Source organism: Mesorhizobium sp. M0715, assembly GCF_040320355.1.
Taxonomy (GTDB): Bacteria; Pseudomonadota; Alphaproteobacteria; order Rhizobiales; family Rhizobiaceae; genus Mesorhizobium.
Map to the genome: position 1 here is coordinate 50025 of NZ_JAMYPL010000017.1, position 22147 is coordinate 72171.

The 22147-nt window shown below is 62.3% G+C and carries 26 protein-coding genes; 10 read left to right on the top strand and 16 right to left on the bottom strand.

Annotated features, from left to right (window positions below):
* Positions 1-12: 12 nt before the first annotated feature.
* The 6 genes from NKI21_RS20025 to NKI21_RS20050 all read right to left on the bottom strand — a co-directional run bounded on the left by NKI21_RS20025 (position 13) and on the right by NKI21_RS20050 (position 5095).
* The gene (locus tag NKI21_RS20025; protein WP_023811012.1) at positions 13-423 is read right to left on the bottom strand and encodes a hypothetical protein; all 411 of its coding nucleotides are present in this window, start codon (positions 421-423) and stop codon (positions 13-15) included.
* Between the two features lie 209 nt (positions 424-632).
* Entirely contained in the window at positions 633-1943 is a 1311-nt protein-coding gene (locus NKI21_RS20030) for a flavin monoamine oxidase family protein (RefSeq protein ID WP_352866917.1), read from the bottom strand.
* Positions 1944-2032: 89 nt separating this feature from the next.
* Positions 2033-3091 carry a dipeptidase gene (locus NKI21_RS20035; protein ID WP_127295190.1) on the bottom strand — a complete coding sequence of 353 codons (1059 nt, stop codon included), beginning with the start codon at positions 3089-3091 and terminating at the stop codon, positions 2033-2035.
* A gap of 144 nt (positions 3092-3235) precedes the next feature.
* The gene (locus tag NKI21_RS20040) at positions 3236-3535 is read right to left on the bottom strand and encodes a GNAT family N-acetyltransferase (protein ID WP_023811010.1); all 300 of its coding nucleotides are present in this window, start codon (positions 3533-3535) and stop codon (positions 3236-3238) included.
* A 2-nt stretch (positions 3536-3537) separates the two neighbouring features.
* Entirely contained in the window at positions 3538-4158 is a 621-nt protein-coding gene (locus tag NKI21_RS20045; protein WP_352442055.1) for an alpha/beta hydrolase, read from the bottom strand.
* A gap of 4 nt (positions 4159-4162) precedes the next feature.
* Positions 4163-5095, bottom strand: coding sequence for a VOC family protein (locus NKI21_RS20050; RefSeq protein ID WP_352442054.1), 933 nt, complete (start codon positions 5093-5095; stop codon positions 4163-4165).
* A 227-nt stretch (positions 5096-5322) separates the two neighbouring features.
* Here NKI21_RS20050 and NKI21_RS20055 point away from each other — a divergent pair, with 227 nt between their 5' ends.
* On the top strand, positions 5323-6891 hold the full coding sequence (locus tag NKI21_RS20055) for an alkaline phosphatase family protein (RefSeq protein ID WP_352442053.1): 1569 nt from the start codon (positions 5323-5325) through the stop codon (positions 6889-6891).
* A 48-nt stretch (positions 6892-6939) separates the two neighbouring features.
* Here NKI21_RS20055 and NKI21_RS20060 read toward each other — a convergent pair whose 3' ends face one another.
* Positions 6940-8277 carry a PRC-barrel domain-containing protein gene (locus NKI21_RS20060; RefSeq protein WP_352866922.1) on the bottom strand — a complete coding sequence of 446 codons (1338 nt, stop codon included), beginning with the start codon at positions 8275-8277 and terminating at the stop codon, positions 6940-6942.
* A gap of 251 nt (positions 8278-8528) precedes the next feature.
* Between NKI21_RS20060 and NKI21_RS20065 the strand changes: the two genes are divergently transcribed.
* Positions 8529-9449 (top strand): diacylglycerol/lipid kinase family protein, encoded by a 921-nt coding sequence (locus NKI21_RS20065; RefSeq protein ID WP_352442051.1) that lies wholly within the window; start codon positions 8529-8531, stop codon positions 9447-9449.
* A 29-nt stretch (positions 9450-9478) separates the two neighbouring features.
* Here the strand turns inward: NKI21_RS20065 and NKI21_RS20070 are convergent, their stop codons facing one another.
* A complete protein-coding gene (locus NKI21_RS20070) occupies positions 9479-9679 on the bottom strand; it encodes a hypothetical protein (RefSeq protein WP_127295178.1) in 201 nt (66 codons plus the stop codon).
* Between the two features lie 149 nt (positions 9680-9828).
* Between NKI21_RS20070 and NKI21_RS20075 the strand changes: the two genes are divergently transcribed.
* Positions 9829-11361: a sensor histidine kinase gene (locus NKI21_RS20075; RefSeq protein ID WP_352866926.1), complete on the top strand. Its 1533-nt coding sequence runs from the start codon at positions 9829-9831 to the stop codon at positions 11359-11361.
* Positions 11362-11374: 13 nt separating this feature from the next.
* On the opposite strand, the gene NKI21_RS20080 is transcribed toward NKI21_RS20075, so the two are convergent.
* The 3 genes from NKI21_RS20080 to NKI21_RS20090 form a co-directional block, all read right to left on the bottom strand.
* Positions 11375-11833 carry a hypothetical protein gene (locus NKI21_RS20080; protein ID WP_352442049.1) on the bottom strand — a complete coding sequence of 153 codons (459 nt, stop codon included), beginning with the start codon at positions 11831-11833 and terminating at the stop codon, positions 11375-11377.
* A gap of 11 nt (positions 11834-11844) precedes the next feature.
* On the bottom strand, positions 11845-12171 hold the full coding sequence (locus NKI21_RS20085; protein WP_023811001.1) for an ElaB/YgaM/YqjD family protein: 327 nt from the start codon (positions 12169-12171) through the stop codon (positions 11845-11847).
* A gap of 128 nt (positions 12172-12299) precedes the next feature.
* The gene (locus NKI21_RS20090; protein ID WP_352442048.1) at positions 12300-13061 is read right to left on the bottom strand and encodes a Crp/Fnr family transcriptional regulator; all 762 of its coding nucleotides are present in this window, start codon (positions 13059-13061) and stop codon (positions 12300-12302) included.
* A gap of 208 nt (positions 13062-13269) precedes the next feature.
* Here NKI21_RS20090 and NKI21_RS20095 point away from each other — a divergent pair, with 208 nt between their 5' ends.
* Complete coding sequence (locus NKI21_RS20095) at positions 13270-13581, top strand: response regulator (protein WP_050592687.1); 312 nt, start codon at positions 13270-13272, stop codon at positions 13579-13581.
* A gap of 13 nt (positions 13582-13594) precedes the next feature.
* On the opposite strand, the gene NKI21_RS20100 is transcribed toward NKI21_RS20095, so the two are convergent.
* Together NKI21_RS20100 and NKI21_RS20105 are read right to left on the bottom strand one after the other, a co-directional pair.
* Positions 13595-14146 (bottom strand): RNA polymerase sigma factor, encoded by a 552-nt coding sequence (locus NKI21_RS20100; RefSeq protein ID WP_013529285.1) that lies wholly within the window; start codon positions 14144-14146, stop codon positions 13595-13597.
* Between the two features lie 3 nt (positions 14147-14149).
* Complete coding sequence (locus NKI21_RS20105; RefSeq protein ID WP_023810998.1) at positions 14150-14353, bottom strand: NepR family anti-sigma factor; 204 nt, start codon at positions 14351-14353, stop codon at positions 14150-14152.
* Between the two features lie 221 nt (positions 14354-14574).
* On the opposite strand from NKI21_RS20105, the gene NKI21_RS20110 reads away from it, so the two are divergent.
* From NKI21_RS20110 to NKI21_RS20135, 6 genes are all read left to right on the top strand, one after another.
* Positions 14575-15369, top strand: coding sequence for a response regulator (locus NKI21_RS20110; protein WP_023810997.1), 795 nt, complete (start codon positions 14575-14577; stop codon positions 15367-15369).
* 167 nt (positions 15370-15536) lie between these two features.
* Positions 15537-15704 carry a DUF1328 domain-containing protein gene (locus tag NKI21_RS20115; RefSeq protein ID WP_013529282.1) on the top strand — a complete coding sequence of 56 codons (168 nt, stop codon included), beginning with the start codon at positions 15537-15539 and terminating at the stop codon, positions 15702-15704.
* 176 nt (positions 15705-15880) lie between these two features.
* Positions 15881-16912: a sensor histidine kinase gene (locus NKI21_RS20120; RefSeq protein ID WP_164893021.1), complete on the top strand. Its 1032-nt coding sequence runs from the start codon at positions 15881-15883 to the stop codon at positions 16910-16912.
* Between the two features lie 130 nt (positions 16913-17042).
* Positions 17043-17219, top strand: a complete 177-nt coding sequence (locus NKI21_RS20125) for a hypothetical protein (protein WP_127295168.1) — start codon at positions 17043-17045, stop codon at positions 17217-17219.
* Between the two features lie 119 nt (positions 17220-17338).
* Positions 17339-17665 (top strand): hypothetical protein, encoded by a 327-nt coding sequence (locus NKI21_RS20130; protein WP_352442047.1) that lies wholly within the window; start codon positions 17339-17341, stop codon positions 17663-17665.
* A gap of 82 nt (positions 17666-17747) precedes the next feature.
* The gene (locus tag NKI21_RS20135) at positions 17748-17993 is read left to right on the top strand and encodes a YMGG-like glycine zipper-containing protein (protein ID WP_023810994.1); all 246 of its coding nucleotides are present in this window, start codon (positions 17748-17750) and stop codon (positions 17991-17993) included.
* A gap of 96 nt (positions 17994-18089) precedes the next feature.
* On the opposite strand, the gene NKI21_RS20140 is transcribed toward NKI21_RS20135, so the two are convergent.
* The 3 genes from NKI21_RS20140 to NKI21_RS20150 all read right to left on the bottom strand — a co-directional run bounded on the left by NKI21_RS20140 (position 18090) and on the right by NKI21_RS20150 (position 22010).
* Positions 18090-19718, bottom strand: a complete 1629-nt coding sequence (locus NKI21_RS20140; RefSeq protein ID WP_352442046.1) for a CHASE domain-containing protein — start codon at positions 19716-19718, stop codon at positions 18090-18092.
* A gap of 127 nt (positions 19719-19845) precedes the next feature.
* Positions 19846-20646 carry an ATP-binding cassette domain-containing protein gene (locus NKI21_RS20145; RefSeq protein WP_013529276.1) on the bottom strand — a complete coding sequence of 267 codons (801 nt, stop codon included), beginning with the start codon at positions 20644-20646 and terminating at the stop codon, positions 19846-19848.
* Between the two features lie 11 nt (positions 20647-20657).
* Positions 20658-22010 carry a sugar ABC transporter permease gene (locus NKI21_RS20150; protein WP_023810991.1) on the bottom strand — a complete coding sequence of 451 codons (1353 nt, stop codon included), beginning with the start codon at positions 22008-22010 and terminating at the stop codon, positions 20658-20660.
* Positions 22011-22147: the final 137 nt, after the last annotated feature.

Sequence of the window (22147 nt, forward strand, 5' to 3'; positions counted from 1 at the left end):
GCTTCGACAAAATCAGAAAATATTCGGCGTGTCGGCCAAGGGCGCGGCATAGGCGATCATGCGGATGGCGCGGTTCTTGTGTGTTCCGGACTGTTCGGCGATGGCGCGCAGGCAATCGATACTCTCGGCACCCCAGGCCTGGCCCTTGCAGGCGAAGTCGGTCACCGGCACCGGCAGACGCGCGGTCCTGGTCGTCGTCTGCGCGCCGTCGATGAGATTGGACGGCGGATTCAACGAAGCGAAGGCCGGCCCGATTGTCGGCGTGAACGCCATGCCGACGAAGGCGCAAGCAGCCAGCACCATGAACATCGCCATGGGGTGGTCGCTGGCCCGCTGGCGCAGCGCCAGTTTCGGACGGCGGTCATTGCGTTCTGGAGCCTGAAGGCGGCTCTCGCCGCGGATCGTCTGGATTTTCGCATGCATTGCCTTCCCCTTCGCTGAGTTTCTTTTGGCGGTGAAATGAACTTATCCGCACTTTGTAACGACGATGGGGTGGCGAAGGACTGGCACTGTAACGAGTTCGAAACAGCATTCGGGCGAAGTCGGGCAAAATCGGGCATAGCTTCGACGGCGCTCGGGCTCGAGGCGCAACCCGACCGATCTTGCCAAACAGTTTTTCGAAAAGACCAGGCTCAGGCCGGAGCTTGAAGCTCGGCAATGATCTTGTGCGCGGCGATACGCCCGGCAATGATAGCGCCCTCGACATACCCCGGAAACGACGGCGAGAGTTCTGAACAGGCGAGATACACCGGGGGTGCGCCGGCAAGGATCGTTCGCTCGGCATCTCTTGCTGTCACGTCGACAATAAGATCGCTGTACGCGCCGCCGCTCCAGCGATCTCCTATCCAGTCACGCAAACTGAAATCGGTGACGCCACCGGCATCCGGGCCAAGGGCTGCCTCCAACCGGCCGGTTAACTCCGCACGCAGTTCCGGCTCGCCGAGGTCGCGCCAGCGCAGCGCGAGCGGCCCGCCGACGAACACGACGAGCGCGGCATGCTCCACATCCTTGCCGGCGTCGCAGGCAAACAGCCCCGGCGGATCGAGCCACAACACCATGCCGTTCAAATCCCGCCCGCGCCAAAACGGTTTGGCATAGCGCACCAGGATCTTGATAGCCGCGCCGCTTTTCCAGGCGCCGAGCGCCCGCCCCAGTCCAGCCGGCAAGGCAGGGACAAAGGCGAGCTCCGTCACCGTCGCCGGGGGGACGGCAACCAGAACCGCGCGCGCCTCGATGGCACCCCCGGCCGAAACGACAAGAACACCTTGCGAACTGTGCTCGATGCGCGTGACCGGCTCGCTGAGCCGCAACCGGTCGCCAAGGTCGCGGGCCAGATCGTCGGCCAGTGAATGCATGGTTTCGCGCACGAAATATTGCAGCTCCGGCACCTCGTTGGTGACGCGTCGGTCATTGTCGATCAGATACCAGAGAGGAATCCGATCCAGCGCCATGCACCAGAGACCTTCGATCATCGAACGGAAGACGGCCCTGGCATCGGCCGAATCGCGCTGGCGGGCAAGCCAGTCGGCAACGGTCAGCCCCGCAATCGAGACGTCGTCCGGATCGATCCCGTTCATGCGCTCGCGGATTGCCATTGCCGCGTCATAGATCCGCTCTGCTCTTTGTACGGACATCGTCGGCTGGGTGATGAAATCGCCATCGACATAGGTTTCAACCAGCGTCTTGCCGCGCGCCTCGATCAGCGCCATCAATTCCGGCATGTCCTCGCACAGGAACTGGCCGCCACTATCGATCCGTTCGCCAAGTCCGTTCAGTCGGGACTCGACGCGTCCGCCGACGCGGTCGCGTGCTTCGAGCAGGATGAAATCGATGTCGGCCTTCTTCATCTCGAGCGCCGCCGACAGGCCCGTGAAACCCGCACCGACGATGACGACATCGGTTCGCTCGAATTCGCCGCCCTCATCCGTGAAGGTCTTCAGCATCCACCCAATCGCATCCGGCTTCCACAGACGAAGTATGTCCTTGTCGACATATGCCGGCGGGCCGCACACGCCATGCCGCAGGCTTGTCTCTAACCTATCGTTTTCTCGAGCATATTGAGCCAGTTACGATAGGCGATTTTTTCGATCAGTGCGCGGCCGAAACCGCGTGCCGCCAATGCATCGATCAGCTTCGGCAGGCCGGCGACATCCCCGATGACGGCCGGGATCATGGCGCCGTCGAAATCGGAGCCAAGACCAACGCCATCCTCACCCAGCGCCTGCAACAGCGAATCGATATGCCGCACCATGATATCGAGGCTGGTGTCGGCATTCATGCGACCGTCCTCGCGCAGGAAGCCTGTTGCGAAGTTCAGCCCGACCATGCCGCCGGTTTCGCGGATCGCGCCGAGCTGCCAGTCGGTCAAGTTGCGCGAATGGCCGCAGATCGCGTGCACGTTGGAATGGGTCGCGACCAGCGGCGCATCGCTGAGCGCCGCGACATCGCGAAAGCCCTTCTCGTTGAGATGCGACAGGTCGATCATGATCTTCAACTGGTTGCATGCCTTGACCAGCGCCTTGCCGGCATCGGTCAGGCCGGGTCCGGTGTCGGGCGAGGACGGGAAGCGGAACGGCACGCCGTGGCCGAAGGCGTTCGGACGGCTCCAGACGATGCCGAGCGAGCGCAGGCCGGCTTCATGCAGCACGTCGAGCATGGTGAGCTCGGGATCGATCGCCTCGACCCCTTCGATGTGGAACACCGCGGCGATCGAACCTTGCGCCATGGCATTGCGCACATCGCCGGCGCTGCGGCAGACGGTGAGCGCTCCGGCCCGTTCCAGCCTGAACAGGATCGAGGCCATGGCGATCGTCGAGGTCAGCGCCTCATTGCGCGGAACCTCGGGCGGCAGCGGTTCGGCGACGCTCGGCGCCAGGGGCACGGCGCCGCGCCTGGATTTCTCGACAGGCGGCGGAAAGATGGCGAACATGCCCCCGGCGAAGCCGCCGGCTTTCGCGCGTGGCAGGTCGATATGGCCGCCCGATTTCCCCTCGATGAACAGTTTTTCGACGTCCGTGTCTTTCGACTGATAGAGTCTGAGCAACGTATCGTTGTGGCCGTCGAAGACGGGAACGAGATCGGTTTCGGTCATTGGGGGATCATTCGGTTCGTTTGTCGGCGCGGCGGCTAGGATATATCCTATCTACTTAGGCAGGATGCGCCACCCGCGCAAATGCCAAAGCCGCCCCGGCAGGATGGCAGCCGCTTGCCGCGCCGTTTCCAAGCAACGAAATCCCTACCGCTTCAGCACGTCGGCCCATTCCTGATGGCGGCGGAACTGGGCGTTGGCGAACGGGCAGAGCGGGATGATCTTCTTGCCTGCCGCACGCGCATCCTCAACGGCGCGGGTGACGAGCCGAAGCCCGGCACCCTGGCCGCGAAAGACGTCCGGCACTTCGGTGTGGTCGATGATGATCTGGTGCTCACCGATCTTGGTGAAGGTCATCTCGGCCTCGGCGCCATCGGGTCCACGCAGGACATAGCGGCCCTTGGAACCGCGATCCTCAAGTTCGATCTCAGGCAGTTGTTCAGGCATCGCTATGCTCCTTGGGCAGCATCGGCAAAGAACCGCCGTGCCGCCTCGATCTCGTTTGGCCGCACCTCGTGCCCGCCATCGTGCCATTCCACTGTGACATCGGCGCCGTCGGCACGCAAATAGGCCTCGAGCCGCGTGGTCAGGTTCGGCGGACAGATCGGGTCGCGCTTGCCGGCGGTCATCAGGATATGGCGGCCGGCGAGGCTGCCCTTGACCTGCGGCTCGAACGGGATCAGCGGATGCATCAGCACCGACGCGTCGAACAGCGCCGGAACCGCGAACACCACCGAGGCCAGGACATTGGCGCCGTTGGAATAGCCGAGACCCAGCACGGCCGATGGCTTCGCTGCTTCGACATGGGCCTTGACGAAGCCCGCTATCCTGATCGTCGCCCGTGCCAGATCCTCCATGTCGTAGACGCCCTCGCCGGTGCGGCGAAAGAAGCGCGCAGCACCTTGTTCGGACACGTCGCCGCGCGGCGAGATGATGGTTGCCTGGGGCGTGAGATCGCGCCCCAGCGACAGAAACTGGTTCTCATCGCCTCCAGTGCCATGGAAGACGAACAGCAATGGGCCGCCCGGCGAACCGGGCAGCAGCTTGTGGATGTAAGCGTCCTTACTCATGACCTCAGCCTTCCAGTCTCGGCAGATTCTGTTCAAGATAGGGCCGCAGGTGCTGGTGCTGTGTCGGCAGCTTCAGCGCTTGGCCCAGATGAGCGGTATCCTCGTCGCGATCGAAACCCGGCTCGTTGGTGGCGACTTCGAACAGCACGCCACCCGGTGTGCGGAAGTAGATCGCCCAGAAGTAGTCGCGATCGATCACCGGCGTCACCCCATAGCCGGTGTCCACCAACGCCTTGCGCACCTCGAGCTGCCTGGCGCGGTTCTCGACCGCGAAGGCGACGTGATGGACGGAGCCGGCACCGAGATCGGCGAAGGCCGTGCTCGGCAACGATTCGATGTCGATAATATCGGCGCCGTTGCCGTTCTTCACCGCCAGCCGCCTGAGATTGCCGGACTTGTCGACTTCCTCATAGCCCATGAACTTCAGCAGCTCCTCAGTGGCGCCGCCATCCTTCAGCCTGAGCGATACCGAATGGAAACCGCGGATCGCCTGGTCGACCGGAACACCGCCTTTCGCCCAGGGCGCTCTGCCGTCGCCCTTGCCCTCGACCAGCGCGAAGCCGTCACCATCCGGTCCGGCAAAAGCCAGGCGCTTCTCGCCGAAGGTCTCTTCGCTCGAGAGGCCGGTGACGCCCTCATCGGCAAAGCGTTTTTCCCAATAGGCAAGCGTGCCTTCCGGCACCGAGTAGACGGTGGTTCCGACTTCGCCGACGCCATGCCGGCCCTTGCCGATGTCGGGGAAAGGGAAATAGGTCATCACCGAACCCGGCGTGCCGGTCTCATTGCCATAATAGAGATGATAGACGTCGGGCGCGTCGAAATTGACAGTCTTCTTGACCCGGCGCTGGCCGAGTTTCCTGGTGAAGAAATCGTTGTTCTGGCGGGCATCCCTGGCCATCGAGGTGACGTGATGCAGGCCCTTGATCTGGTCGAGCATTGTCTTGCTCCTTCCCTTGGTACTTGTGCGGCCCTCGCCGCTGTCCATGCCAATATGAGGACCCGAGCAGTTTACGCAAAGGCGGCAAACACAGAATGGACTGTGTCGCAAAAGTGAACGATGGAACAGAGTTCGTTCACCAATTGGCTCGCAGAGTCGGGCTTGCGCCGTGGCCAGAATTCGTTTCCATGAACGGCATTCGACATTCCGGGACAAAGGTATCGTGAGTGACTGGAAAAGCCAGGCGGCCCAACATTCTCCTGATCACATGCGATCAGTGGCGTGGCGATTGTCTGTCCGCAGCCGGTCATCCGGTTGTGCAGACGCCGAACGCCGACGCACTGGCCGTGGAGGGTGTGCTGTTCAAGCGGCACTATGGCGGCGCGGCGCCCTGCTCGCCCGCCCGCGCCTGCCTCTACACCGGTCTCTACCAGATGAACAACCGCGTCTGCCGCAACGGCACGCCGCTCGACGCGCGCCACGGCAACATCGCGCTCTCGGCTCGCGCTCTGGGCTATGATCCGACGCTGTTCGGCTACACCGACGTCTCGCTCGATCCGCGCCTGCTGGCGCCGGGCGATCCGCGGCTGCAAAGCTATGAAGGCGTGCTGCCGGGCTTTACGGTGCGCCAGTTGCTGCCGGAGCACCAGAAGCAATGGCTATCCTGGCTGGAGCTGCAAGGTGTCGACGCCAGCGCCGGCTCCCCCGACATCCACCGTCCGCTGGCCGACGGCGCCGGGACCACCATCAGCAACGCGCCGCCCGTCTACCGCGGGCAACAAACCCCGGCGGCCTTCCTGACCGGCGAATTCACGCGTTGGCTTGGCGAACAGGAGCACGCCACGCCGTGGTTCGCGCATCTTTCCTTCATCAGCCCGCACCCGCCCTTCATTGCCCCGGAGCCCTACAATACAATGTACGATCCGGCTGACGGCCCGGCCTTCCGGCGCGCGGCAAGCTGGCAGGAAGAGGCGGAAAACCATCCCTATCTTGCCTATGATCTCGGCCGGCAGAAACAGATAAAATTCCGGCCCGAAGCCAGAGGCAAGGTGCACGACTGGAGCGAAGACGATTTTCGCCGCATCCGCGCGATCTATTACGGCATGATTTCCGAGGTCGACGCGCAGCTCGGCCGCGTCTGGCAAGCGGTTAAGGCCGCGGGCGCGTGGGACGACACCATCATCGTGCTCACCTCGGACCATGCCGAGATGATGGGCGACCATTTCATGCTGGGCAAGGGCGGCTATTTCGACGGCAGCTACCACATTCCGCTGATTGTCCGCGATCCGCGCCACGGCAAGGCTGCCGGCGGCCGTGTCGACAGCTTCACCGAAGCGGTCGACATTTTGCCGACCCTTCTCGACCTGCTCGGCGAAAAGCCCGCGCCGCATCTCGACGGCGCCTCGCTGAAGCCGTTCCTGAGCGGAGAAACCCCTGCGGCGTGGCGCGATGCCGCGCATTGGGAGTTTGACTTCCGCTCGATTGCCGCGGGCGAGGCCGAAAACCATTTCGGCATCGCCGCACGTCAATGCAACCTCGCCGTTATCCGCACGGAACATTTCAAGTATGTGCATTTCGGCGGCAACCTGCCGCCGCTGCTATTCGATCTGGAAAACGATCCGGGCGAGCTGGACAATCTCGCGGCCGACCCCAGTCATCTCACCGTGCGCCTGGAATTCGCCGAACGGCTGCTCGCCTGGCGGGCCGAACATCTCGACCAGTCGTTGGCACTGGCCGAATTGACCGAGAACGGCCTAGTCGGCCATGCCGCTGGCCTGCCACCTGGCCACACATAAATGAAGCCCGCGCTGTTGCCAGCGCGGGCTTCATTTGGCTGAACAGAATTACCTTACGATCATGCGCTGCTGATCGCGCTGTTCGGCATAGCTGCCCTTGTCATAGGCGGTTTGAGCCTCGAGCTGTTCCTTGGTGAAGGTCGTGTACAGGTATTTGTTGCCGTCCTTGTCGGTCATGAATTTGAGATTATCCATGCCGACCGCGACTTCCTTCTCGCCAATGCCGAGGAAGCCGCCGACGTCGACGATCACCGCGTCGGCCTTCTTGTCGGGCGCAAGCACGACATCGCCGATCTCGCCGACCCTGGCGTCGTTGGCGCCGTAGACAGTCGTGCCCTTCAAGTCATCGGCACGAATCTCGCCGACCGGCATCTCGGTCAACGTCGACTTGTCGATGGCGGCAGTCTGTGTCTGGTCGGGAGCCGAGGCGTCAGGGGTGGTCGCTACCGGAGCTTCGGCGGTCTTGTCTGCCGGAGCGACAGCAGGAGCCGTGGTGTCAGAGGGCACAGCTGCCGGAGCGGTGGCCGCAGGCTCATTGGAAGCCGTCGTTGCCGGCGCCGGATCATAGGCCTTGCGGTCGAAATCCGGCTGCGCCTGCAGCTCTTCCTTGGTGGTCTGGGCGACCAGCCAGCGGTCGCCATTCTTCTCGGCCCACTGCGCCTTGGAGAAGTCATAGGTGACGTTCTTGGCGCCGAGACCAAGGAAACCACCAACGCCGATGACAAGGGCCTCGGCCTTGCCTTCCTTGGTCAGCACGATGTCGTTGACGTCGCCGATATTCTGCGCGTCGTCGCCGGTGCCGTTATAGACATTTTCACCGATGATGTTGGTGGCAAGGTTACCATCCGCGCGCTTCACCGGTTCCGCCGGTGCGGCGTTCATGTCGGCCGGCTTTTGTGCCGTATCCGTCGTAGCGGGTGCCGTCGGTGCTGTCGCGTCGGTCGATGCGGCAGGCGCCGGGGTCGGCGCGTAGGGCTTGCTGTCGAATTCTGCCTGTGCCGTCAGCTCGTCCTTGGTCGTCTGGGCTACCAGCCAGCGGTCGCCATTCTTTTCGGCCCACTGCAGCTTACCGTAGTCGAAGGCGACGCTCTTGGCGCCGACGCCCAGAAAACCGCCGACGTCGATGACAACGGATTTCGCCTGCCCATCCTTGTCGAAGACGACGTCGCTGACCTTGCCGATGTTCTCGGCGTCATCGCCGGTGCCGTTGTAGACGGACTCACCGATGATGTTGGTGACGATGCTGCCCTCTGCGCGGACCGTCGCGACGCCCGACTCCTGAACGGCTGGACTCTGCGCCGGCGCTGGGGTCGTCGCACTCTGCGCATGAGCTGCGGTGGCGATCAGCGTTGCGAGTGCGGTGGTGGCTAAAAGATTGCGGATCATGATAGTCTCTCCTCGTGCCTGATCTCATGCGCCGCGTGTTCGTTGGAAAATCGGACGCGGCATCTACAGGTTCACAACGTTGTGACCAGTCTGTTGTTCCGACAAAACCGCTGTCGTCGGGGAAACGAAACCACAGAAATGATCGCGCCGCCGGGCAGCCACCCCGTGGCAAGGGAACCTTTCCGTCGCCGCCGCGTTTCAGCCATAGGCTGGGTGTCCGGCCGCTTTTGGCTGACACGGTGGAGCGGGGCATGAAATTCGCAGCGGTGCTGAACCGGGATGGCGGCACTTTGCGTACCACCGACCTCGCCGCTTTCTCCGACAGGATGCATCAGACGCTGGAGACGGCCGGTCACTCGCTCAGCATCGAGATCGTCGCCGGCAAGGACGTGGTGGAAACGCTCGACAGCGCGGCTTCGCGTCGCTCGGTCGATATCGTGCTGGCGGGTGGCGGCGACGGGACTATTTCCGCCGCGGCCGCCCGGCTGATGGGCACGAAGAAGGCGCTTGCCATATTGCCGGCCGGCACCATGAACCTGTTCGCACGCGGACTGGGCATCCCGCAGTCGCTCGACGGCGCGCTGAAATCCTTCGCCGACGGCGAAATCATAGCGGTCGACGTGGCGACGGCCAATGGCCAGCCTTTCGTGCACCAGTTCTCGATCGGCATGCATGCGAAGATGGTGCAACTGCGCCAGAAGATGGAATTCGGTTCGCGGTGGGGAAAGATCCGCGCCTCGGCCAAGGCGGCTTGGGCGACGATCAACAATCCACCTGCGATGAATGTGACGCTCAGCATCGGCGATGCCGAAATGGCGGCACGCATCACCGGCATCGGCATCACCAACAATTTGTTCGGTGAAGGCCATTTGCCCTACGCCGACAATCCGGCGGGCGGCGTGCTTGGCGTCTACGTTACGGTGGCGAAGCAGCGCGCCGAGCTGGTCAAGTTCTTCTTCAACATGGCGCGCGGCAAATGGCGCGACAACGAACATGTCGAAATTCACCAGACGAACAGAACGGTGCTGAAAATCCATTCGAGCAGCCGCAAGTTTCGCGCCGTCATGGACGGCGAACTGGTCAGGCTTGACCGTGAAACGGTAATCGAAATCCAGCCTGGCGCGCTGAATGTACTGGTGCCGACGAGCGCGGCCCAATCGAGAGCCGCATGATACGATACGTTGCAACGAACAAATCGGCTTTAACCAGCAGGAGCCTGCTCGGTGGTGCTAGGTGTGGGGACATGCTGTTCATCACTGGTTGGCGCCTTGATCAACACACCATAGATCTCGGCAACGCCCCACGCGGCAAACACCAAAAGCAATGCGGCGATCAGGATTCGAAATCCATGCCAGCCCCATCGCCCCTGCCGCGCCTTGTTTTCTGGAATGATCTTGGCCATGCTCGATCCCTGTCTCATACTGCACCAACTGGCGCGCTCGGCAAATCATGGTCGGGTAACGGTTCCTCGCTAGGATGGTTCCGGAAATGCGCCCTGGCCTTGCACCAGCGCAAGCATGGGGCGGCGAAGACCGGGACGAGGCAATTAGGGTGACTGGCAAGACGCAAACAACACCCGATCTGCCGGCCGAAGTTGCGCGCGCAGTCAAGGATGTTGACCGGCTCGCTGTGCTGCACGGGTTGGAGATGCTGGATACGGCGCCCGACCCCGATTTCGACCGGGTCAGCAGCCTTGCCGCGGCGGTGATGCAGGCGCCGATGGCCCTGGTCACACTCGTCGACCTCGAACGGCAGTGGTTCAAATCCTGCTTCGGCCTGGACGAGACCGAAACGGCGGCCGACGTCTCGTTTTGCGCCCATGCGATTTCCGCCGGCGACGAGCCCATGGTGGTCGTGGATGCAACGACGGACCCCCGTTTCAAGACCAACCGGCTGGTCACCGGAAAACATCATGTCCGCTTCTATGCCGGCGCGCCGATGATCGTGGCAGGTGCCCGCATCGGTACTCTGTGCGTGCTCGACCGCGAGCCGCATGGTTTTCCATCCCGCGCCGAGCTCGACCAGTTGAAGGCGCTCGCCAGCCTCGCCGCCAGCCTGTTCACCCTCAAGGATGCAACCCGCAGCGGCGCGATCGCCGAGGCCGCACTGGTGCGCGAGGAAAAACGACGCGCCATCGCACTCGATGCGGCGTCGCTCGCCAGTTGGGCATGGGACATCCGCACCGACATCATCGAATGCGACACATTGATGTCGGAGCTGTTCAGCCTGCCCCGCTCCAACCGGCTGCGCGCACGTGACATCCTCGCCGCCATCGATCCGCGTGACGTCTACCAGACCGAAACCCGCTTTCGCGACGCCCTGACCGGCAGCGACGACTATTTCGGCGAATACCGGGTGAAGGGCTTTCATCCGCCGCGCTGGCTCGCCACGCGCGGCCGTGTGATCGAGCGTGACGGCGACGGCAAGCCGACGTTGATCTTCGGCGTCAACTACGACATCTCCGAGCGCAAGCTCGGCGACGAACGGCAACGGCTGCTGCTGCGTGAGCTCAACCATCGCGTCAAGAACACTTTGGCGACCGTCCAGGCGCTGGCAACCCAGACCGTGCGCCACGCCCACCAGCCAAGCCAGTTCCTCGAGGCCTTCGGCGCCAGGCTTCAGGCCTTGGGCATCGCCCACAATCTGTTGTCGGACCGCGAGTGGCGTGGCATCGGCATCAGTGAACTCGTCCAAATCGAGGTCAAACCTTTCGAAACGGCCGAGCAGCCGCGCATGACGATCTCCGGCGACGACCTGCTGCTGTCGCCCGACCAGGCCATCGGGCTTGGCCTGATCCTGCATGAACTCGCCAGCAACGCGCTGAAATATGGCTCGCTGTCGGTGCCGTCAGGCAGGGTCGACCTTGGCTGGAGGACGCAAGGCAGGAGGGATGCCCGGCGTCTTGTGCTGACCTGGCGCGAAAGCGGCGGCCCGCAAGTCGCTCCGCCGGATCGGCACGGCTTCGGCTCGATCCTCATTCGCCGCAGCCTGGCCAAGGTCATTTCCAGCGAAGTGACCCATGAATTCCGGCCGGAAGGCGTGTTTGCCGAAATATCGATGCCCCTCGAAGAGCTGTCGAAGTGACCTCCCAACAGCTCTACTTCCGCTCGCTCTCATCCGGATCGTCGGATTTCACGTTCTCGCGGTAGATGGCGTAGGCCGCGAGTGCCACGGCCGGCCCCAGAATGACGCCGAGACCGCCTTTTCCCTTAAGCAGGCTCGGCAGCACGGCGAGTGCGGCGGTGATGCCGATCGCCTTCATGTCGGCATTGCGGCGCCGCGCCCGGCGCCGGGCGCGCGAGCCTGCCGATATCCGGTAGACCAGCAGGACAACCCCGGCAAGCACCAGAAAACCGACGCCGAACCCCAGTGCCGCGGCAAGCGGCCCATAGCGCATCGCCGTCCAGATATAGGCGGCCCCGACAAGAAAGCCGAGACCGCAAAGTGCGGCGGCCATGGCGATCACATAGACGATTGCCGCCGTGCGCGCCCGGTATATGGCGGCCACGGTCTCCCCCGAGGCGAGACCCGAGATCAGGGTTGCCAGCATTCCCATCCGAAGCGCGACTAGCGACGCGCGATGAGCGCGAAAAGGAAGCCGACGCCGGCGGCGATCGCCAGTGACGTCACCGGCTTTTCGCGTACACTTGCCATCATCTGCGCTTCGATGTCCTTGGCATTGCTGCGCAGGCTATCAAAGGCTGCTTCGCCCTGCGCACGCAACTGCTCGACCCCTTCCGTGGCTGCGCGGCGCGCGGTGCCGTAACCATGCTCGCCGGTCTTGGCCAGTTGTTTGGTGAGCTTGTCGATGTCGGCCTTCAACTGCCTGATGTCGGCTTCCAGGTCCGCATTTGCACGGGCGTCGTTTGCGGTCTTTCCTGCGGCAGTGGCCATGGCTTAACTCCTTGTGATTGCTTGGTTTCAAACGCGCTGCCCGCCTCAAGGTTCCGGCATTGGGGACAAAGTAGCCGAAAACGCATCGGCGCGCACCCGGTCCGTCGGCTCCCGCAAAAGACGCTTCCTCAGATTAATGGCCGGCGCGCTTCACCCAGCCCTTCCCAGCCGGCGAGCCGCTTGAGGCCTTCATTGTCGGAGACCACGCAGCCGCCGTCGCGCCAGACGATCAGCTTGCGATCCATCAGCTTGCGGATCGTCTTGTTGGTGTGAACCAGCGACAGGCCGAGCGTATCGGCAATGTGCTGCTGCGTGATCGGTATCTGGACAGTTTGGCTGCCATTCAGTCCAACGACCTTGGCGCGGCTGCCGATGAAGGCGATGAGATAGGCAGCGCGCTCGATCGCACTGCGGCGCCCGAGGCTGAGCAGGTTCTCGTCCAGCATCCGCTCTTCACGCGATGCGATCCAGGTGATGTCATAGGCCAGCCCGGGATGATTGCGGTACAGCTCATGCAGATATTCGCGCTCGAAAACACACAGCAGCATCGGCGACAGTGCCTCCACGGAATGCTGCATCTCGCCCATCACACTGCCTTGCAGGCCGATCAGATCGCCGGGCATGAGATAGTTGAGGATTTGGCGGCGGCCGTCCCGCAACAACTTGTAGCGAAACGCCCAGCCGGAGAGCACGGTGTAGAGATGGGCGCTATGGCTTCCCTCCACCAGCACCGTGCCACCCTTTTCGACTGCGAGTTCGCCCTTCTTGAATTTGCTGATGAAGGCCAGTTCCTGTTTTTCGAAATCGCGGAAAATCGGCAACGGCCGCAATGGGCAGTTCTCGCAAGGATATTGGCGGCTGGAGAAAGCGCTATTGTTCTGGACTGACATTTCGACCCCCTTCGAAAGCCCGCTCTTGGAGGAGCGCGTTTCATCCCGTTGCAAGGATTGAGATTCCGCCCGCTTGCCACATGTCTTTTTTAAATGACAGCAAGCGAATTAGCGATCATGACTCCGGCGTTTCAAGGAGTCTTTGCCTGTGCCCACATTGCTTGACGGATTGCGGATTCTGGTCCTGGAGGACGAATTTCTGATCGCCATGGATGTCGAGCAGCTTTGCCGCGACCATGGCGCCGATGAGGTGGTGATCGCCCGTGACCTGACCGAGGTCGATGGCCGCGAGGTCGCCACGCGATTCGATGCAGCCATTGTCGACTTGATGCTGGGCGGTGTCTCGACGATCGATTTCGCCTCCGGCCTGCGCGCGGCAGGCATACCTTTCGTGTTTGCGTCGGGCTATTCGGATGCAGAGGAGATCAAGGCATCGTTTCCGGGCGTCAGGCTGATTGGCAAACCCTATTCGGGTGAAGACCTCGTGCAAGCGGTCGCCGCGGCCTGCGGACGCGCTTGAGACACGATCGCGGTCAGCTTGCCGGCGAGCTCGTTACCTGGGCCGAAATTGCGTCCGGACCATACTCGTCCTCGCCTGATATTTTCAGGATCTCCTGCAAGCGCGTACGGGCTCGGCTGACGCGGCTCTTGATCGTCCCCACCGCGCAACCGCAGATCTCGGCGGCCTCCTCGTAGGAGAAACCAGACGCGCCGATGAGGATGATGGCTTCGCGTTGGTCCTCCGGCAATTGCTCCAGCGCCCCACGAAAATCCTTCAGGTCAAGCTGGCCGTGCTGAGCCGGATGAACGGCAAGCCTGGCCGTCATGATACCGTCGCTGTCCTGCACTTCGCGCCCGCGCTTGCGCATCTGCGAATAGAACTCGTTGCGCAGGATGGTGAAAAGCCAGGCCTTGAGGTTGGTGCCGGGCTGGAAGCTCTCATGCTTGTCCCAAGCCTTGACGAGCGTTTCCTGGACGAGGTCGTCGGCTTTATCGGCATTTTGCGTCAGCGACACGGCGAACGCGCGCAGACTTGGGATTGCCCCAAGCAGATCGGTCTTGAAGCCTTGGGAGACCGCGGCCATGCCTCAGTCCTTCTTCTGTGCGGGTTCAGCCTGTTCCAGCTGGCTAAGCAACTGGGAAAAGCGATCCGGCACATCGTCGGAGACCAGCGCGTCGTAATATTGTTTGAGTTTGCGTCCGATTTCGGAGTTCGGCCCAAGGGCGTCACCAGAACCGTTCCGGCGCCTGCTCTCGGCGCCAGCCAGAATATCTTTCGTCATATCCTTCATTTTGCCCTTGTATTCCCAGCGCTCAAGCCGCTCTTATCATACTCAACACAACGCAAGCGGCGCCCTCGTCTGGTCGCCCATCCCGACCACAAACGCCACTCCCCGGCTTTTGTTCCGTCGAGGCGGAACTTTTTCAAAAAATCCGCGTTAACGTCAGGGCTTGCAGTCAGCTTGACCTATGCACCTATGCAATCACGTCATTCTGAGGGAGACGTCTTACCATGAGCTTATCCGCCACCATCGCACCCCATCTGCCCTTCCTGCGCCGCTTCTCGCGGGCTGTTTCCGGGTCGCAAGAGAGTGGTGATGCGCTGGTAGCCGCGATGCTCGAGGCCATCATCGCCGATATCGAAATATTTCCCGAAGCATCGAGCGACCGCATCGCGCTGTACAAGGTGTTCGCCAAGCTGTTCACATCGGTCGCCATCCGCGTCCCACAGGAGCAGGCGCAATCGGCGTGGGAACAGCGCACCGCCGCCAATCTGAATGCGATCGCGCCGCGGCCTCGTCAGGCCTTTCTGCTCGTGGCTGTCGAAGGCTTCAGCGAGGACGAAGCGGCTGAGATCCTCGACGTCGGCGACCAGGAGTTTTCAGAGCTGCTTGCCCAAGCGAGCAACGAGATATCCCGTCAGGTGGCAACCGACGTCCTGATCATCGAGGATGAACCGCTGATCGCCATGGATATCGAAGAAATGGTAGAGAGCCTCGGGCACCGCGTCGTTGGAACGGCGCGCACCCATGCCGAGGCAGTGATGATGTTCGGCAAGACACGGCCGAAGATGGTGCTGGCCGACATCCAGCTTGCCGACGGCAGTTCCGGCATCGAGGCCGTGAACGAGATCCTGTCATCGACGTCGGTGCCGGTCATCTTCATCACCGCCTTCCCCGAGCGCCTCTTGACTGGCGAACGGCCGGAACCGGCCTTCCTGGTCACCAAGCCGTTCAATCCCGACATGGTCAAGGCGCTGATCAGCCAGGCACTGTTCTTTGACCGCCAGGCGAAAGCCGCCGCATAGTCGTGAATTGGGGAAGTGGTAATCGTGCCGCCTGATGCACGCGGGCGGCGACGGTGAAATTCCTGCGCGCTTCTTGAACGATTTGCAAGCTCGGTCTTTTTCGGCAAAGGGTGGGAACAAACCGCACCCACCCACGTTTTTATCGCACCATTCGAAGGAGATGCATCATGCTTTACTGGGCGCTCGTATTTCTCGTCGTTGCGATCATCGCCGGCGCGCTTGGTTTCGGCGGCATCGCCGGTACATCTGCCGGCATAGCGCAGATATTGTTTTTCATCTTCCTCGCTTTCCTGGTCATTTCGCTTCTTGCGGGCCTGTTCAAACGGGCTTCGTAACAACGAACGGCCGAACACTGGAAGCCGCACCCCTCAAACGGTTTCCAGCCACCGCCGGGCGGTGTCCTAAAGGACGCCGTCCGGCGGACCGTTTTTTGGCGGCGGGTTCGGGAAACCTGTTTGGAACCCATTCACCGGTGAGCCGTTCAGCCTGAATTGGGTGGACAGTTTGGCCGATGGGTTCCAGGACCGGAAACAGGAAGGACGACGTGCAAAGCGATGAAGTCATCGCCCTCCATCCTGCCGAAAGCGGCATGCAGCTCGGCCGCGCCCTTCTTCACGCGTTGCACAATGCCGGCATTTCCGTTCTCTACCAGGATCGCGAGATGAAAACCGTATGGGCGCGCAACATGCGTGCGCCCTGGGTTTCGGACACCACCGACAGCATCGGTATTCTGCCGGAGGCGCAGGCCGACCGCATCGGCGCGGCCAAGCGCGACGTCATTGCATCCGGCAACCCCCAACGTCTCGAGATCAGCGTTCCCGTCGAGGATGGCAGCCGCTGGTTTGAGGTCTGGATCGATGCCGACCACGGCGACGGCGGCACGGTGCAAGGCGTCGTCACCACAATGGTCGAGACGACCGAGCAAAAGCGCCGCGAGCAGACCCTGACGACGCTGTTGCGGGAGGTAAGCCATCGCTCCAAAAACCTGCTGGCGATCATCCAGAGCATAGCCACCCAGACCGGTCGCTACTCCGACAGCATCGGCGATTTCCTGACACGCTTTCGCGGCCGGCTGCAATCGCTGGCTTCGTCCCAAGATCTCGTGACCTCTTCCAACTGGCGGGGTGCAGCACTTCGCGAACTCGTATCGGGCCAGGTGGGCCGCTACGGCGGCGATCCGGTTCGCAGCCTGAGATTTCAGGGGGCAAACCCCTATCTCAATCCCAACGCTGCCCTGCATATCGGCCTTGCGATGCATGAACTCGCCGTCAATTCGGTGAGCTATGGCGCCCTGTCGCGGCCCGATGGATTCGTCGATGTTACAGCTAACCTGACCGCCGCCGACACGGGAACCTCCCTGTCCCTGACATGGGCCGAGGCAATCGGAGCCAGTGATGTCAGGCGTAGCGAGAAGCGCTTCGGCAGCGTCGCACTCGAACGGGTCGTGCCGACGTCGCTGAACGGAACGGCGACGCTCGAAATCGCGGCTGGCCGTCTCGAGTACCGCCTTGTCGTTCCGCACGGCAATTTCGAGACGGATTGAGCGACCCGAGCTTCCTTAACCAGCTGTTCACCATAAAAGCAGATGCTGTTTTTCCCAGATACCGCTGGAACTTGTTGCATCACCGAACATTTCCGCAACAGGATTTGCAGCATGGTGCGGGAGGAATGCCTTGACGGTTGCCGACATGAACAGACTGGAGCAGGCCGCCCGGATTTCCATGGGCGAGTTTGAGGACTCCGAGGCATCCGCGCCACCGCTGGCCCCTGTTCCCAATGGGGCCTTGCGCCTTGTCGCGCTGGGCCTGCTGGCCGTGATCGCGGTGGTCGCCCTGTACCAATTGGTCTGAGGCCAGCTCGTTTCGGCCGGTGATAGAATCGATTGTCGCCCTCTTACTTCCCAGCCCGGCCCAGCGAGCCAGGAACTTTGGCGAATGTAGACCGTTACTATGGCGAGAGGACTCCCGCCATGGAACATATCGCTGCATTGCTGCTGGTCATCGGTTGCTCGAACACGATGGCCGACTGCCGTGAACTCCAGGTGCCCGTCAACGTTTTCGCGAGCGCCGAGCAATGCGTGGCCGAACGCCCATTCGTCTTGGGCGACGTGCAAGGGCAGGCTGACCACATCGTCGCCAAATGCCTTGCTGTCGATCCGGCGCTTGAAGACGACTATGATCAGATCGTCTGGAATGTGCGCGCCGATGGTACGCTTGACGCGTCTTTGGCAATTTCCAGCCTCGTAATGGCGTCGAACGCGGCACGCCCAGAAAAAGACTATCTTCACCAACAATAGATTGCAGCAGCAAAGGCCGTCATTTCATGCTAAGTGGCAGCTGGAGCTTACCAAGTGAGGACACAAAGTGAGGAGTGACTCTATGCGGAAGATGATTATTGCCCTGGTTGCGGTGGTTGCGGTCAGTGGTTGCACCTCGACCGAGCAGGACGTGGTTGGCGGCGGCTTGATCGGCGCCGGTGTCGGCGGCTTGGTCGGCGGCGGCAAGGGCGCGCTGATCGGCGCGGCCGTTGGTGCCGGTTCCGGCCTGCTGGTGCGCAACCTGCGCAACGGCTATTGTCAATATCGCGATCATCGCGGCCGGATCTACACGGCTCGCTGCAACTAATTCGGCGATAATCGAAACGTCGATCCGGAGGCCGGTCCGCTGGCCTCCGGATTTTTCATGTCTGGACGCTTGATCCTTTTCGGGTGAAGGTCGCGCTCAGTTGGCGAGTGGAATTTTGATTTCAACGTTCAGCCCATTGGCCTGGTAATCGCGTTTGATCGTACCGCGCAGCTCCCGCGTCACGTTGAGATCGATCAACTTGGTGCCGAATCCGGTCTTGGCTGGCGCTTCGAGTTTCGTCTGCCCGTTTTCGCGCCAATTGAGAGCCAGCGTCCTGTCGCGCCCGCGCCCTTCGACCGACCAGTCCACTTTCAGCGCGCCGACGGAATTGCCGGCTTCGCCGTATTTCAGCGCATTCGTCGCCAGTTCGTGGAAGGTCAGGCCGAGCGCTTGCGTCGTGGTTTCGTCGAGCAGCACCTGTGGTCCCGACAACAGCTCTTCGGGCAGCGCCTTGCCGAACACCTGACCTAGCTCGATGCGCAGGAGATCGCCAAGATCGGCCTTCTGCCAGCGCGAGCGCGTCAGCATGTCCTGGGACGCCGCCATCGCCTGCAGCCTGGCCGAGAAGGATGCGGAAAACTCGTTGACGTCGGTAGCCCGCGATGCCGTCTGGCGCGCGATAGCCAGCACCCTGGTGATCGAATTCTTGATGCGATGCTTCATCTCCTGCAGCATCAGGTCTTTTTCGATCAAGCTCTTTTCCGTCGTTTCGTGCAATCGCGACGCTGCCTCATAGGCCCGCTCCTGATAGCGCGCCACCAGCGCGATGGCGCCCGCCAACAGCAGGCCGAACAGCCCCAGCATCACCGGAATGGCGCGCGACGACGGCTGCGAGAAGGCGCTTGTCGGCCGGAACAGTACAGTCCATGGCCGTCCGGCGACGATGATCTTTCGGGTGACCAGCAGCCTGTCGCCGAAAGTGGAAGCCGGCGGCGTCTCAGACCGGAACAACAGATTGTCGCCGTTTACGGCACCATCGCCATCATAGATTTCGGTGTTGACCGGCAGCAGCGGCGACCGGCTGAGCGCGGTCTGGAACAGATCGCGAGCCCGAAAGGCCGCATAGAGAAAACCGGCCGTCGAGGATCTCGAAGCATTGATGACGTCGGGAGCGGTTTCGACATTGAGCCGCACGAAAACGAAGAAGCCGGTGAACGTCTGCGCGGCGCCGGTGTCCTGGCCCAGCTGCACCAGCCCGCTGGCGTGCTGCTGGTCGTCGGACATCGCCTTCTCGATCGCCACACGCCGCGCCGGTTCGCTGAACATGTCATAGCCGATGCCCGCTTGATTGGATGGATCCAGCGGTTCGAACAGCACGATAGGGGTGCGCCAGGGTTGAGTGGTATCCGGGTAGATTGGATGACTGACGCCATAATCGTGCAGCATATCGCGTTCGACCGTCGCCTCGTCGCCCGCCTTTACCAGCCTGAGGAAGCCGATACCGCGTAAGCCGGCGAAATTCTTGTCGACATCGAGCGCGGTGAAGAACGCCTTGAACTCATTGCGAGAAATATCGCCATTGCGGGCGTCGAACAGGGCCTGCGTCGAGCGCAGCAGCGACAGATGCAGGTCGATGCGACTCTCGATCCGGTTGAGCGCATCGTCGGCAGTCGCCTCGAACTTGATGCGCGCGGCTTCCTGCGTGGCGAAATAGGCAAAACCTGCCATCACCATGCTGATCAGCGCGACGGCGATAAAGGCGATGATCGGAAAAAGCTTCTTCAACGGATCGTGCGGTCCCTGAGCAATGTCGGACCTTTATGGGCAAGTCGCCGTGCCAACACAATGCCAAGGCCAAGCCATCCTTACGGCTGGCATATCACGTGTCCGGCAACCGCGATCTGGCTCGATCTCAGGCCGCTATCTTCAGCGCGCCCGGTCCGGGAATGGCGCCCGGCGGGCATTTGCCCAGAATGATCATCCCCAGCACCTCGTCCTGGGTGACATCGGTGGTGCGGGCGGTGCCGACCACCTGGCCGTTCTTCATGACGCAGACCCGGTCGGCTAGCTCGAACACATCGTGGATATCGTGGCTGATCAGGAAGATGCCGATGCCGTCGGACTTGAGCTGCTTGACCAGTTCGCCGACCTGCGCCGTTTCCTGCGGACCAAGCGCCGCCGTCGGCTCGTCCATGATCAGGATGCGGGCGTTGAACAGGATCGCACGCGCGATCGCCACCGATTGCCGCTGGCCGCCCGACAGCTTGATCACCGGCTCCTTGAAGCGCTGGAAGCGGGGATTGAGCCGACCCATCACCTTGCGCGCCTCGGCCTCCATGGCAACGTCGTCGAGCGTGCCCCAGGCGGTCATCAGCTCCCGGCCGAGGAACAGATTGGCGGCGGCGTCGACATTGTCGGCCAATGCCAGCGTCTGGTAGATCGTCTCGATGCCGTATTTCTTGGCGTCGCGTGGATTGGAGATCGATGCCTCCTCGCCGTTGACGAAGATCTGGCCCGAATCGCGTTTGTAGGCGCCGGACAGGATCTTGATCAATGTCGACTTGCCGGCGCCATTGTGGCCGAGCAACGCCACGACCTCGCCGGGGAACAGATCGATCGAGGCGTCGTCGACGGCGCGGATGCCGCCAAACGCGATCGAGATGTTCCTCATGTCGATCAGCGCGGTGGCTGCAGGAGCAGTCTTGTCAGTCATGGCATGCCCTCCTAGACGCGCTTGCGATAGACGGTGTCGAGCCACACGGCGATGACCAGTACGGCCCCGACGACGATGCTCTGCAGCGGCGAGTCGACGCCGAGCAGCACCATGCCGGACTGCAGCGACTGCATCAGCAGGGCGCCGAGCATGGCGCCGATGATCGTTCCCGACCCGCCGGCAAGCGACGTGCCGCCGATCACGGCGGCTGCAATGACCAGCAGCTCGTCGAGCGTTCCAAGCACGTTGGTGGCCGAATTCTGCCGGGCCGAGGAGATTGCCGCGGCGATCGTGGCCAGCACGCCCATGATCATGAACACCTTCATGGTGATCCAGCGCGTGTTGATGCCGGCGAGATTGGCCGCCTCGGGATTGCCGCCGATGGCAAAGACATAGCGGCCGAAGCGGGTGCGGTTGGTGATGAAGGTCATGACCAGCCCGACGGCGACCGCCATCAGCACCGGTATGGCGATACCGTGGGCGATGAACAGGCCGCCTTCGGGAAGGGTGATGTTGTTGGCGGCCGCATATCTGTTCACGATGCCGATCGGCCAGGGATAGGAATTGGCGAGCCAGACCGCGCCCATGATGGCGCCGCAGGTGACGACTCCGAGCAGCGTCTCGGCCCAGATCGGACGTAGCGGAAACCGGAAACGCTTGCGCTGTACCCGCCCGTTGAACAGCCCAAACACCACGGCGAGGCAGGCGACAATCCCGACGACCCAGCTCCAGGTCGCGCCGATCGATCCCGCCGGCCCGCCGCCCATCAGCTGAAAAGTGGCGTCAAGCGGCGCCACGGTCTGGCCTGACGTGACCCACCAGGCCGCACCGCGCCAGACCAGCAGGCCACCCAGCGTCACGATAAAGGCGGGCACTTCGAGATAGGCGATGACGAAGCCTTGAAAGGCGCCGATCAGCAGGCCGAGCGCCAGGCCGATGACCAGCGCCAGGACCCAGATCCACGGATTGCCGAGTTCGAGCCCGACAAAGCGCACCAGGAAATGCACCTGGGCAAACCCCATCACCATGCCGATCAGGCCCTCGGCGGAACCGACCGACAGGTCGATGTTGCGCATGACGATGACCAGCACCATGCCGCAGGCCATGATGGCAACCGCGGATGTCTGCACCGACAGGTTCCACAGATTGCGCGGCGTGAGAAAGGTGCGGCTGTCGAAATCGAGCGGGTTGACGCCGAGGCGCAGGCTGGAAATGACATGCAGCCCAATCCAGATGACCAGCAGCGCGCCGATCATGCCGAGCATGCGGGTATCGATCTCGGTCGCCTTCAGGAACCGGGCGACGGCCCCGAGTTCCGACGCGCGCGCCGTATCGGCCTGTGGGTTGGACGTCGTATCGGTCATGATTTCCTCCCACCGACTGGCCGTCTGACGCGTATACCGGAGCCCAGCCTAGAAGCTATCCGCATGATGCGGAAACACAAAAGTCTTTGAGAAAACGCCGCGGCTTTTGGGCCGCGGCGTTGAGAATGCAGGAACAA